At 71.1% G+C, this 12,297-nt stretch carries 10 protein-coding genes; 4 read left to right on the plus strand and 6 right to left on the minus strand.

From position 1 onward, the window contains the following. The first annotated feature begins 92 nt into the window (after positions 1 to 92). Positions 93 to 1,478, plus strand: a complete 1,386-nt coding sequence (locus OG524_RS09890) for a cysteine desulfurase/sulfurtransferase TusA family protein (RefSeq protein ID WP_405391312.1) — start codon at positions 93 to 95, stop codon at positions 1,476 to 1,478. Between the two features lie 7 nt (positions 1,479 to 1,485). Here the strand turns inward: OG524_RS09890 and OG524_RS09895 are convergent, their stop codons facing one another. Then, on the minus strand, positions 1,486 to 2,460 hold the full coding sequence (locus OG524_RS09895) for a carbohydrate kinase family protein (RefSeq protein WP_405391311.1): 975 nt from the start codon (positions 2,458 to 2,460) through the stop codon (positions 1,486 to 1,488). Positions 2,461 to 2,620: 160 nt separating this feature from the next. Here OG524_RS09895 and OG524_RS09900 point away from each other — a divergent pair, with 160 nt between their 5' ends. Together OG524_RS09900 and OG524_RS09905 are read left to right on the plus strand one after the other, a co-directional pair. After that, positions 2,621 to 2,818, plus strand: coding sequence for a hypothetical protein (locus OG524_RS09900; RefSeq protein WP_405391310.1), 198 nt, complete (start codon positions 2,621 to 2,623; stop codon positions 2,816 to 2,818). A 130-nt stretch (positions 2,819 to 2,948) separates the two neighbouring features. Continuing rightward, positions 2,949 to 4,433 carry a hypothetical protein gene (locus OG524_RS09905; protein ID WP_405809874.1) on the plus strand — a complete coding sequence of 495 codons (1,485 nt, stop codon included), beginning with the start codon at positions 2,949 to 2,951 and terminating at the stop codon, positions 4,431 to 4,433. A gap of 70 nt (positions 4,434 to 4,503) precedes the next feature. Here the strand turns inward: OG524_RS09905 and OG524_RS09910 are convergent, their stop codons facing one another. Further along, positions 4,504 to 4,860 carry an iron-sulfur cluster assembly accessory protein gene (locus OG524_RS09910; RefSeq protein WP_056784314.1) on the minus strand — a complete coding sequence of 119 codons (357 nt, stop codon included), beginning with the start codon at positions 4,858 to 4,860 and terminating at the stop codon, positions 4,504 to 4,506. Positions 4,861 to 5,090: 230 nt separating this feature from the next. On the opposite strand from OG524_RS09910, the gene nadA reads away from it, so the two are divergent. After that, positions 5,091 to 6,278, plus strand: a complete 1,188-nt coding sequence (gene nadA / locus OG524_RS09915) for a quinolinate synthase NadA (RefSeq protein WP_405391308.1) — start codon at positions 5,091 to 5,093, stop codon at positions 6,276 to 6,278. 269 nt (positions 6,279 to 6,547) lie between these two features. Here the strand turns inward: nadA and OG524_RS09920 are convergent, their stop codons facing one another. The 4 genes from OG524_RS09920 to OG524_RS09935 all read right to left on the minus strand — a co-directional run bounded on the left by OG524_RS09920 (position 6,548) and on the right by OG524_RS09935 (position 12,294). Further along, positions 6,548 to 9,700 carry an efflux RND transporter permease subunit gene (locus OG524_RS09920; RefSeq protein ID WP_405391307.1) on the minus strand — a complete coding sequence of 1,051 codons (3,153 nt, stop codon included), beginning with the start codon at positions 9,698 to 9,700 and terminating at the stop codon, positions 6,548 to 6,550. A 204-nt stretch (positions 9,701 to 9,904) separates the two neighbouring features. Beyond that, entirely contained in the window at positions 9,905 to 10,600 is a 696-nt protein-coding gene (locus OG524_RS09925; protein WP_405391306.1) for a response regulator, read from the minus strand. Next, complete coding sequence (locus OG524_RS09930; protein WP_405809876.1) at positions 10,591 to 11,862, minus strand: sensor histidine kinase; 1,272 nt, start codon at positions 11,860 to 11,862, stop codon at positions 10,591 to 10,593. Before OG524_RS09930 ends, OG524_RS09925 begins: the two co-directional genes overlap by 10 nt. Positions 11,863 to 12,015: 153 nt before the next feature. Beyond that, a complete protein-coding gene (locus OG524_RS09935) occupies positions 12,016 to 12,294 on the minus strand; it encodes a hypothetical protein (protein WP_405391304.1) in 279 nt (92 codons plus the stop codon). Positions 12,295 to 12,297 lie beyond the last annotated feature (3 nt).

Consider the following 12,297-nt stretch of genomic DNA (forward strand, 5'->3'; position numbering starts at 1 on the left):
CGGGCCTCCGGGCGTCATCTGACGCCCCCTCTCCCCCTGTCGGCACCAGGCCCGTCCCGGAGTGAGGCGCCGGTGAGGGCTAGCGTGGCGGCGTGCCCTACTTCGACGCCGCCTCCTCCGCCCCCCTGCACCCCGTCGCCCGCCAGGCGCTGCTTGCCTCGCTGGACGAGGGCTGGGCCGACCCTGCCCGGCTGTACCGCGAGGGGCGACGGGCCGGGCTGCTGCTGGACGCGGCCCGGGAGGCCGCGGCGGAGGCCGTCGGGTGCCGGCCGGACGAGCTCGTCTTCACCTCGTCGGGAACGCGTGCGGTGCACTCCGCGATCGCCGGGGCTCTTTCCGGCCGTCGGCGTGTCGGCCGCCATCTGGTCCTTTCGGCGGTCGAGCACTCGTCCGTGCTGCACGCGGCCGCGGCGCTGGAGGCCGCCGGCGGTTCCTTCACCGAGGTACCGGTGGACCGGTCCGGCGCGGTCGACCCCGCCGCATACGGCGGGGCGCTGCGCGCCGACACCGCGCTGGCCTGCCTGCAGTCCGCGAACCACGAGGTGGGCACCGAGCAGCCGGTGGCCACGACCGCGGAGATCTGCTCTGCGGCGGGCGTGCCGCTGCTGGTGGACGCCGCCCAGTCGCTGGGCTGGGGCCCCGTGCAGGGTGGCTGGTCGCTGCTGACCGCCAGTGCCCACAAGTGGGGCGGGCCGGCCGGGGTCGGGCTGCTCGCCGTGCGTAAGGGCGTCAGGTTCGCACCCCAAGGCCCGGCCGACGAGCGGGAGTCGGGGCGGGCCGCCGGCTTCGAGAACATCCCGGCCGTCGTGGCGGCGGCGGCCTCGCTGCGCGCGGTGCGTGCCGAGGCCGCCGAGGAGTCCGTACGGCTGCGCGCCCTGGTGGACCGCATCCGGGCCGCGGTGGGGGGCGGTCTGGTGCCGGACGTGGAAGTGGTCGGCGACCCGGTGCGGCGACTGCCGCACCTGGTCACCTTCTCCTGTCTCTATGTCGACGGAGAGACGCTGCTCCATGAGCTGGACCGAGCGGAATTCTCCGTTTCATCCGGTTCGTCCTGCACGAGCAGCACCCTGACCCCGAGCCATGTCCTCAAGGCGATGGGGGTGCTCACGGAGGGAAACATCCGCGTGTCGCTGCCGTCCGGGACCACCGGGGCCGAGGTGGACCGCTTCCTGGAGGTGCTGCCGGGCGTGGTGGCCGGGGTGCGGGAGCGGCTCGGGGCGCCGTCGTCGGCGGCCCCCTCCCCCGCCCCGCGTGCGTCGCTCGTCGTCGACGCGCTGGGCAGGCGCTGCCCGATCCCGGTGATCGAACTCGCAAAGGTGATCGGAGAGGTACCCGTGGGCGGCACGGTGACGGTCCTCGCCGACGACGAGGCCGCCCGGCTCGACATTCCCGCCTGGTGCGAGATGCGCGAGCAGGAGTACGTGGGTGAGGAGCCGGCGGACCGCGGCTCGGCCTATGTGGTCCGCCGGCTCGTCTGAGCCCGTCCTAGGAGAGGTGCGCCCGGACCTCGGTGGCGGCCTCGTCGCCGTAGGCCTTGGTGAAGCGGTCCATGAAGTGGGTCCGCCGCAGGGTGTACTCCTGGGTGCCGACCGTCTCGATCACCAGGGTCGCGAGCATGCAGCCGACCTGGGCGGCGCGCTCCAGCCCGACGCCCCAGGCGAGGCCGGAGAGGAATCCGGCCCGGAAGGCGTCGCCGACGCCGGTCGGGTCGGCCTTCCGCTCCTCCTCTGCGCAGCCGACCTCGATCGGGTCCTCGCCGGCGCGCTCGATGCGGACGCCGCGGGCGCCGAGGGTGGTGACGCGGTGGCCGACCTTGGAGAGGATCTCCTCGTCGCTCCAGCCGGTCTTGGTCTCGATGAGCCCCTTCTCGTACTCGTTGGAGAAGAGGTACGTCGCGCCGTCGAGGAGGATCCGGATGTCGTCGCCGTCCATCCGGGCGATCTGCTGGGAGAAGTCCGCGGCGAACGGGATGTTCCGGGAGCGGCACTCCTCCGTGTGGCGGAGCATCGCCTCGGGGTCGTCGGCGCCGATGGAGACGAGGTCGAGGCCGCCGACCCGGTCGGCGACGCTCTTCAGCTCGATGAGCCGGGCCTCGCTCATCGCGCCGGTGTAGAAGGAGCCGATCTGGTTGTGGTCCGAGTCCGTCGTACAGACGAAACGGGCCGTGTGCAGGACCTCGGAGATCCTGACCGATCCGGTGTCGACGCCGTGCCGGTCGAGCCAGGCGCGGTACTCGTCGAAGTCCGCCCCTGCGGCACCGACCAGGATCGGACGGGCGCCGAGCAGACCCATGCCGAAGGCGATGTTGGCGCCGACACCTCCTCGGCGCACGTCGAGGTTGTCGACCAGGAAGGAGAGCGAGACCGTGTGCAGCTGGTCCGCGACGAGCTGGTCGGCGAATCGGCCGGGGAAGGTCATCAGGTGGTCGGTGGCGATGGAGCCGGTGACTGCAATACGCACGGGGTGGCTGCTCCTGCGGAAGGCGAAGGGAACGCGTGAGCGCGCCCTCCGGGACGGCATGACAGTTCACGCTACCCGGTATCACCGTCCGACCCGAAAGGTGAAAACTACCCGATAGTAGGGCTTTCTACCTGAGCTCCACCGTGCGTACGGTGCGGATATGTCGAACAACATCGTTCCGCGTGAGTCCGAGATGAACCTGGCCGAGCTGCGCGGCGACTGCGCGCGCATGGCGCCGCACTGGGTCGTCCCCGCGAAGACTGCCACGAAGCCGGTGGCTCCGTCCCTGATTCACGGGGTCACGGTGCCGCCCTCGTCGGCCCGGCTGATCGACGCCATGTCCGACTACGGGGACTGACCGGCCGGCGGCGGTTCGCCGGGCGCCCGTCGGGGGAACCGCGCGCTCCCCTGCTCCGTCCCACCGTTGTCCCCTACTCGGGGGACAGGCGATGAGCCTGTGGCGGCTATGCAGTCGAAGGAGCGATCCGGTGAGCACCGAGCGACCCGTGAAGGACGTGACCGGTACCCGGCGGCGGCGTTCGCCGCTCGCCGTGGCCTCGGTGGCGGCAGCCGTGCTGCTGGCCGGTGGCGGCGGCGCGTACTGGGCCTCGACGGCCGCGGGCGAGGCGGGCCCCGGGCTCGGCCCCGACCCCGGGGCCGCCTCGCCCCCTCTGCTGTCGCTGGACGTCGCGGCCGACGGCGGCCCGACGGTAGCGCCTGCGCCGGGCATCGCGCCGGGTGAGCCGGATCCTCACGGCGGCGGGACCGTCTACCGCGCCTCGGGAGAGCTTCCGGACGGCCCGGACACGGCCGCCGTGCACCGGACGGCGGGCAAGGTGACCTCGGCGGAGGTGGCACGGCTGGCCAAGGCCCTCGGGGTGCAGGGAACGCCGCGTTCCGACGGCACCGCCTGGAAGGTCGGCAGTGACGGGGACGGGTCGGGGCCGGTGCTGCGGGTGACCGAGCGGGCTCCGGGAACCTGGACCTTCGCCCGCTACGCCCCGGGCGGCCCGGACGCGTGCGAGTCGGCCACGGTCTGCTCGAAGGACGCGGCACCGGGCACCGGCTCGCCCGTGGGCGAGAAGGCCGCCAAGGCGGCGGCGCTCCCGGTGCTGAAGGCCGTGGGGCAGGACGACGCCGCACTCGACGCCGGGCAGCTGATGGGTTCCGTACGCGTGGTGAATGCCGACCCGATGGTCGGCGGGCTGCCCACGTACGGCTGGTCGACCGGCGTCCAGGTGGGTGCCGGGGGCGAGATCGTCGGCGGCAGCGGGCAGCTGAAGGGCCTGGAGAAAGGCGATACGTATCCGGTCATCGGCGCGGACGAGGCGCTGAAGCAGCTGAACGCGGAGAACCGGAGCGCCGCGAAGGGCGGTGTCGGCGGCTGCGCGACCCCCGTACCGCTGGAGGGCGACCCCGCCGCACCGAAGAAGACGGACTGTTCCGGCGGGAGCGGCACCGCTCCGGAGACCACCACCGCGACGGTCGAGAAGGCGGTGCTGGGGCTCGCCGCGCAGAACGCGGACGGGGAGCGGGTGCTCGTGCCCTCGTGGCTGTTCTCCGTACGGTCCGAAGGGGGCGGCCCGGAGAACACGGTCGTGCGCGTGGCGGTGAACCACGAGTACCTGGCGAAGGACAGCACCCGGCCGGCTCCGGAGCCCACGAAGGTCCCGCAGGACCCGGGGACGGGCTCGGACGACACGACGGCCGGACAGCGGCAGATCATCTCGTACAGCGCCGAGGGCCGGACGCTGAAGGTGACGTTCTGGGGCGGCGTGTGCAGCACGTACGCGGCGCGTGCCACGGAGGGCGGCACGACGGTACGGGTGACGGTCACCGAGTCGAAGCCGGAGCCCGGCAAGGCGTGCATCCTGATCGCCGAGGAAGTGACCCGGACGGTGACGCTGGACGCCCCGCTGGGTGACCGGAAGGTCGTCGACGCGGTTTCGGGAGCCTCGGTGCCGCGCGGCTGACGGACCCTTACGCGTACGACGGCGGCGCACCCGGGGATCCGGGTGCGCCGCCGCCGTCGTACGTCTCAGTTCAGCTGAAGGAGTCACCGCAGGCGCAGGAGCCCGTGGCGTTCGGGTTGTCGATCGTGAAGCCCTGCTTCTCGATCGTGTCCACGAAGTCGACGGAGGCTCCGCCCAGGTACGGGGCGCTCATCCGGTCGGTGACGACCTTGACGCCGCCGAAGTCCTTCACGACGTCGCCGTCGAGCGAGCGCTCGTCGAAGAAGAGCTGGTAGCGCAGGCCCGAGCAGCCCCCGGGCTGTACGGCGACGCGCAGCGCGAGGTCGTCACGGCCCTCCTGCTCCAGCAGGGTCCTGACCTTGTCTGCGGCGGCGTCGGACAGGAGGATGCCGTCGCTCACGGTGGTGGTCTCGTCCGATACGGACATCTGCTTCTCTCCCGGGTTGTACGGACTGCTTGCCGACGGTCCAACCATCGGGGCCGCGGATTCATTCCGGGCCAGGCGCGTGTCTGTTCCCTTCATGCTCGCACACCACCCCGTCGAGGGGATGCGTCACATCGACGCTATCGGCATCGTCAATCCGACGTGCGCCGGTTATGATAGATAACGTCAATTAGACGAAAAGGCTTGCTCGCAGAGTTCGCAGAAAAGAAAGGGTGCGTGTCGTGACCACCGCCCAGCCCCTGGATGTCCAGCCGACGCCCCTCGCCCTGCTGCTGCTCGGCCGCGAGGCCGACCCGAGGAGCGAGCGCGGCGTCGAATGCCCCGGCGACCTGCCCTCCCCGTCCGACCCGGACCTGGTGGAGCGCGCCCGTGCCGCCAAGGAGAAGCTCGGCGACAAGGTCTTCGTCCTCGGCCACCACTACCAGCGCGACGAGGTCATCCAGTTCGCGGACGTCACCGGCGACTCGTTCAAGCTGGCCCGGGACGCCGCCGCGCGGCCCGGGGCGGAGTACATCGTCTTCTGCGGTGTGCACTTCATGGCGGAGTCCGCGGACATCCTGACCGGTGACGACCAGAAGGTCGTGCTGCCGGACCTGGCGGCGGGCTGCTCGATGGCAGACATGGCCACCGCGGAGCAGGTCGCCGAGTGCTGGGACGTGCTGACCGAGGCGGGCGTCGCCGAGCAGGTCGTGCCGGTCTCGTACATGAACTCCTCCGCCGACATCAAGGCCTTCACCGGCCGGCACGGCGGCACGATCTGCACCTCCTCGAACGCGAAGCGCGCGCTGGAGTGGGCCTTCGAGCAGGGCGAGAAGGTCCTCTTCCTGCCGGACCAGCACCTGGGCCGGAACACGGCCGTGCGGGACATGGGGATGACCCTGGAGGACTGCGTCCTCTACAACCCGCACAAGCCGAACGGCGGCCTGACCGCCCAGGAGCTGCGCGACGCGAAGATGATCCTGTGGCGCGGGCACTGCTCGGTGCACGGGCGGTTCTCGGTGGAGTCCGTCGAGGACGTGCGCGCGCGCATCCCGGGCGTGAACGTCCTGGTGCACCCGGAGTGCAAGCACGAGGTCGTGGCGGCCGCCGACTACGTGGGCTCGACCGAGTACATCATCAAGGCGCTGGAGGCGGCCCCGGCCGGCTCGAAGTGGGCCATCGGCACGGAGCTGAACCTGGTGAGCAGGCTCGCGAAGCGGTTCGCGGCCGAGGACAAGGAGGTCGTCTTCCTCGACAAGACGGTCTGCTTCTGCTCGACGATGAACCGGATCGACCTGCCTCACCTGGTGTGGACGCTGGAGTCGCTGGCCGAGGGGAATCTCGTCAACCGGATCCAGGTCGACCCGGAGACGGAGAAGTTCGCGAAGCTGGCGCTGGAGCGGATGCTGGCGCTGCCGTAGGGGGTGGGCGGGGGGCGCCTGCGGACCGGGCCCTCCCGTCGTTCCGGCGCTTCGGGGCTCCGCCCCGGACCCCGCTCCTCAATCGCCGGAGGGGCTTGATTTGGCTGTCCGAGGGCTTGATTGACTCCCCGAGGACTTGAGCCTTCGACAACGCCAAGGGCTTGGTCTGGCTGCCTGAGGACTTGGGCCGGCCGGGTCCTGATGGAGAAGGCCCCCGACGCCGTGTGTGGCGTCGGGGGCCTTCTCTGTGCGGCTACCTACAAGGGGCGTCAGGCCTTCGCCGGCTCCGGCTCGTCGGAGGAGGCTTCCTCCGGCGTTCCAGGGGTCACGGTGCCCGACTTCGCCTCGCGCTTCGCCGCCTTCTTCCTGGCGCGGCGCTCCTTGCGGAGCTCGACCATCGCGTAGAGCGTCGGCACCAGGAGCAGGGTCAGCAGCGTGGAGGTGATCAGGCCGCCGATCACCACGACCGCCAGCGGCTGCGAGATGAAGCCGCCTTCGCCCGTGACGCCGAGCGCCATCGGGAGGAGGGCGAAGATCGTCGCCAGTGCCGTCATCAGGATCGGACGGAGACGGTGACGGCCGCCCTCGACGACTGCCTCGACGACACCCATGCCCTGCGCCCTGTACTGGTTGATCAGGTCGATCAGCACGATCGCGTTGGTCACCACGATGCCGATGAGCATCAGCATCCCGATCATCGCCGGGACGCCCAGCGGGGTGCCGGTGATGACGAGGAGGCCGATGGCGCCCGTCGCCGCGAAGGGGATGGAGACCAGCAGGATCAGCGGCTGGATGAGCGACCGGAAGGTGGCCACCAGCAGCATGAAGACGATCGCGATGGCCGCCAGCATGGCCAGGCCCAGCTTCGCGAAGGCGTCGTCCTGGTCCTGGGAGACGCCGCCGATGGTGGCGGTGGCGCCGTCCGGGAGCTCCAGGGCGTCGATCTTCGTCTGGAGCGAGGTGCTCACCGCGCCGGTGTTGTCGCCCGTCGGCTTGGCCGTGATCGTCGCCGCCCGCTGACCGTCGATCCGGGTCATGGTGACCGGACCGGGGACCAGCTTCACGTCGGCGATCTGCCCGAGTTCGACCGGGCCGAGCTTCAGGGCCTTCAGCTCGGCCATCGTGGTGGCGGGGCTGGAGGACTTCACGACGACGTCACGCTCGGTGTCGTCCATGATCGCCTTGCCGGACGGGGTGCCCCGCACCGCTCCGGCCACCGCCGCGCCGAGCGTGGCCTCGCTGAACCCGGCGTCGGCCGCCTTGTCGTTGGCCTTGACCGAGATGCGCGGGACGCTCTGCGCCAGGTCGCTCTGGACGTCGGTGACGTCGTCGAGCTTGGCGACCTCGGTGCGCACCGCTTCGGAGGCCTTCTTCAGGACGTCCGCGTCGGCGGCCTTCACCACGACGCTCAGGTCCTGGCTGCCGAAGCCGTCGCCCGCGGCGATCGTCGTGTCGCCGATGCCGTCGAGCTTGCCGAGGGCCTCGTCGATCCGGTCCTGGGTGGCGTCGAAGTCCGCGGAGTCCTCAAGGGTGATCTGGTAGGAGGCCTGGTTGGCTCCCGTACCGCCGCCGAACGCCGCCATGAAGCCGGACGAGCCGACGGTGACCTGGTAGTCCTTGACGCCGTCGTCGGCCGCGAGGACCTTCTCGACCTTCTGCGCCGCCGCGTCGGCCGCCTCCAGGCTGGTGCCGGGGGTCAGCTCCTGCTTGATGGAGAGGACTTCCTGCTCGCCCTGGTCGAAGAAGTTCGTCTTCAGCAGGGGTGCCATGCCGAAGGTGCCGAACAGCACCACGAAGGCGATGACGATGCTGGTGATACGGCGCCGGGTCGCGAAGCGCAGCACCGGGACGTAGAGCCGCTGGAGCTTGCTCGCGGCTTCCTTCTCCTCCGCCGCGCGGCGTGCCTCGTCCGGGTTCTCCGCGGTGCCCTTGGGGGCGCGCAGGAACCAGTACGACAGGACGGGGACCACGGTGAGCGAGACCAGCAGGGAGGCCAGCAGCGCCGCCGTGACGGTGAGGGAGAACGAGCCGAAGAGCTGGCCGACCATGCCGCCGACCAGACCGATGGGCAGGAAGACCGCGACGGTGGTGAGCGTGGACGAGGTGACCGCGCCGGCCACCTCCTTGACCGCGGTGATGATCGCCGACTGGCGCTCCTCGCCGTAGCCGAGGTGCCGCTTGATGTTCTCCAGGACCACGATCGAGTCGTCGACGACGCGGCCGATCGCGATGGTCAGCGCGCCGAGCGTGAGCATGTTCAGCGACAGGTCGCGGGTCCAGAGCACGATCAGCGCGAGGACCACGGAGAGCGGGATGGAGACCGCGGTGACCAGGGTCGAGCGGATCGAGGCGAGGAAGACCAGGATCACGATGACCGCGAACACCAGGCCGAGCGCGCCCTCGGTGGTCAGGCCGGAGATCGCCTTGGAGACGGCCGGGCCCTGGTCGGACACGATGGTGAGCTCGGCGCCGGCGCCGAGGTCCTTGCGCAGCTCCGGGAGCTTGTCGTGGACGGCGTCGGAGATGGCGACGGCGCTGCCGTCCTTGTCCATCGTCGCCATGACGGCGAGGCTCGGCTTGCCGTTCGTCCGGGTGATGGAGACCGCCGTGGAGGGCTCCTCCTCCACCGTGGCGATGTCACCGACGCGGACCGGCTTCCCGGGCTTGCCGGTCGGGTCCTGCGCGGAGACCCTCAGGTCCTCGATCTGCCGGATCGAGGTGAAGGAGCCACCGACCTGGATGGTGCGGCTCTTGCCCGACTCGGCGAAGGAGCCGGCCGGCACGGTGGCACCGCCGGCCTGGAGCGCCTGGGCCAGCGAGCCGGCGTTCAGTCCGGCCGCCGCCAGCTTCCTGTCGTCGGGGACGACGGAGACCTGGAGATCCTGGACACCGTCGACCGAGACCTGGCCGACGCCTTCGATGTCCTCGATCGCCGGGACGACCGTGCGGTCGAGCTGGTCGGCCAGTGCCTGCTGGTCCTTGTCGGACGTGACGGCGAGGACGACGGTCGGGATGTCGTCCGTCGAACCCGCGATGACCTGCGGGTCGACGTCGTCGGGCAGCTGGATGCGGGCGCGGTTGACGGCCTGCTGGATGTCGGCGACGAGCTGCTTCGTGCCTTCGTCACCGAAGTCGAAGCTCGCCATGATGACGGCGTTGCCCTCGCTGGCGGTCGAGGTGATTCCCTCGACGCCGTCGACGGCCTTGATGGCGTTCTCGAGGGGTTCGACGACCTGCTTCTCGACCACATCGGGGGACGCACCCTGGTAGGGGGCCAGCACCGACACCATCGGGAGTTCGATGGTGGGCAGCAGCTGCTGTTTGAGCTGCGGGATCGCGATCGCTCCGAAAACGAGCGCGACGATCGAGATCAGCCCGATCAGGGCCCTTTGCGCGAGGCTGAATCTGGACAGCCAGGACATGGGTGGGTCTCTCTTCTGTGGCGTACGCGGCAGTTGGACGGCTGGTCAGGAGCCGAGGCCGAAGGCCCGGGTCCGGAGGTCGAACGAAGGGGACACAGCCTGCCCAGTTATACGATCGCCGATCCCGGCGACGTATTCGTCGGCCCCGGGGTTGCTTTCTTATGAAGCCCATACCGCAGCTGGAGTACGCCGGATCTCCACCCGTCACTCGGTCCTGGGTCGCACCAGGCCCGATTCGTACGCGATTACGACCAATTGGGCCCGGTCCCGTGCTCCCAGTTTCGCCATCGCCCGGTTCACATGGGTCTTGACGGTGAGAGGGCTGACCACGAGCCGCTCGGCGATCTGGTCGTTGGAGTGCCCGCCCGCGACCAGGACGAGCACCTCGCGCTCACGTCCGGTGAGCGCGCCGAGCCGCTCGGAGTACTCGGCGGCGTCCGGGCCCTCGCCGGCGCTGCCGCCCTGGGCGAGGAAGGTGGCGATGAGCCCCTTGGTCGCCGCCGGGGAGAGCAGCGCCTCACCGCCCGCGGCGATCCGGATGGCATTGAGCAGTTCCTCCGGCTCGGCACCCTTCCCGAGGAAGCCGGACGCGCCCGCGCGCAGGGACTGCACCACGTACTCGTCCACCTCGAACGTGGTGAGCATGACGATCCGTACGCCCGCGAGATCGGGGTCCGCGCTGATCATCCGCGTGGCGGCGAGCCCGTCGGTGCCGGGCATCCGGATGTCCATCAGCACCACGTCGGCGCGGGTCGTGCGGGCCAGCGCCACGGCCTCGGCACCGTCCGCGGCCTCACCGACGACCTGCATGTCGGGCTCCGAGTCGACCAGCACCCGGAACGCGCTGCGCAGCAGCGCCTGGTCGTCGGCGAGCAGCACCTTGATCGGTGTCACGCGCATCCCCCCGTCCGTTCCGCCGTGGCCGGTCTCTCCGGCTCAGCCGTGCGGGACATGACGGGCAGGATCGCATGGACGCGGAATCCGCCGCCGTAGCGGGGACCCGCGGTGAGGGTGCCGCCGAGCGCGATGCAGCGTTCACGCATGCCGATGAGGCCGTGCCCGCCACCGTCCTCGTGCTCGTCGGCACGGCCCGTCGCGGCGCCCCTTCCGTTGTCGAGCACGGTGATCTCCACCGTCGCCCCGACCCGTACGACGCTCACCTCGGCCTTGGCGTCGGTGCCCGCGTGCTTGCGTACGTTGGTCAGGGCCTCCTGGATGATCCGGTAGGCGGCGAGGTCGACGGCCGCCGGCAGCGGGCTGTCCCGGTCGGTGCATGCCACCTCGACGGGGAGGCCCGCGTTGCGGAAGGTGTCGACCAGCTCGCGGAGGACGCCGAGCCCGGGGGCCGGTTCGGTGGGCGCCTCCGGGTCGCCGGACTGGCGCAGCAGCCCGACGGTGGACCGCAGTTCGTTGAGCGCGGAGCGGCTGGCCTCGCGTACGTGGGCGAGCGCCTCCTTGGCCTGGTCCGGGCGCTTGTCCATGACATGGGCGGCCACCCCGGCCTGGACGTTGACCAGGGCGATGTGGTGGGCGACGACGTCGTGCAGGTCCCTGGCGATCCTCAGCCGTTCCTCGGCGACCCGGCGGCGGGCCTCCTCCTCACGGGTGCGCTCCGCCCGCTCGGCCCGTTCCCTGATCGCGTCGACGAACGCCCGTCTGCTGCGCACGGCGTCGCCGGCGGCACCGGCCAGGCCGGTCCAGGCGAGGACGCCGACGTTCTCCTGGCTGTACCAGGGGGCGGAGCCGAACGCCATCGCGGTCCCGGTCAGCACCACCATGGTCAGCAGGCCGACCCGCCAGGTGGTAGGGCGGTCGGTGCGGGCCGCCACGCTGAAGAGCGCGATGACTGAGCTCATCACCACGGGGGCGGGCGGGTCCGTCAGGAGGAATTCGAGGGCGGACAGCACCCCGGTCACGGCGAGCACCGCCATGGGGTTGCGCCGCCGCAGTACGAGCGCCCCGGCCCCGAGCACCATCAGCAGGACGCTGGGGAGTTCGGGGGTACGGACACCGAAGATGGGCCCGTGCCCCGGGTTCGGCTCGGCGAACGAGGCGCAGAGCATGGCGGCGAGCACCGCCGCGGCGAGTGCCCCGTCGAAGGCGAGGGGGTGGCCGTGCAGCCAGCGTCGCGGACGCACGAGCCCGGTCGGGAGGGTTGTCACGTCGAGCCACGGTACGGCGTGCCGTCCACCGGCAGGTCCGTGCGGTGTCCGGATGCCGTCACGGACACGGGCGGGGCGGCGCCCCGCAGCACCGCGCCCCGCACCGGTGGAACCGGGGCGGGGCGCGGTGCGGAGTGTGGAGCGGGCGCACGGTCAGCCGGGGATCAGCCCGTCGTCGCTGAGCATGGCGCGCACCTCGTCGAGGGTGGCGTCCGGTGACGGCAGGATCAGCTCGGACGGCTCCAGGGAGTCGTCCGGCAGTGGCGAGCCGAGCTCGCGCACCTTGTCCAGGAGCGCGTGGAGCGTGGTGCGGAAACCGGGTCCGTCACCGCTCTCCATCTCCGCGAGCAGTACGTCGTCGAGCTTGTTCAGCTCGGCGACATGACTGTCGGCCAGGACTACCTGGCCCTCCCCCATGATCCGTACGATCATGAC

The organism is Streptomyces sp. NBC_01520 (genome assembly GCF_045040375.1).
Classification (GTDB): domain Bacteria; phylum Actinomycetota; class Actinomycetes; order Streptomycetales; family Streptomycetaceae; genus Streptomyces.

Bases quoted from the DNA above. Each gene is read 5' to 3' on its own strand.
- OG524_RS09900 (WP_405391310.1), top strand. From the start codon at position 2,621: ATGTCGAACAACATCGTTCCGCGTGAGTCCGAGATGAACCTGGCCGAG.
- OG524_RS09910 (WP_056784314.1), bottom strand. From the start codon at position 4,860: ATGTCCGTATCGGACGAGACCACCACCGTGAGCGACGGCATCCTCCTG.
- OG524_RS09920 (WP_405391307.1), bottom strand. From the start codon at position 9,700: ATGTCCTGGCTGTCCAGATTCAGCCTCGCGCAAAGGGCCCTGATCGGG.
- OG524_RS09925 (WP_405391306.1), bottom strand. From the start codon at position 10,600: ATGCGCGTGACACCGATCAAGGTGCTGCTCGCCGACGACCAGGCGCTG.
- OG524_RS09935 (WP_405391304.1), bottom strand. From the start codon at position 12,294: ATGATCGTACGGATCATGGGGGAGGGCCAGGTAGTCCTGGCCGACAGT.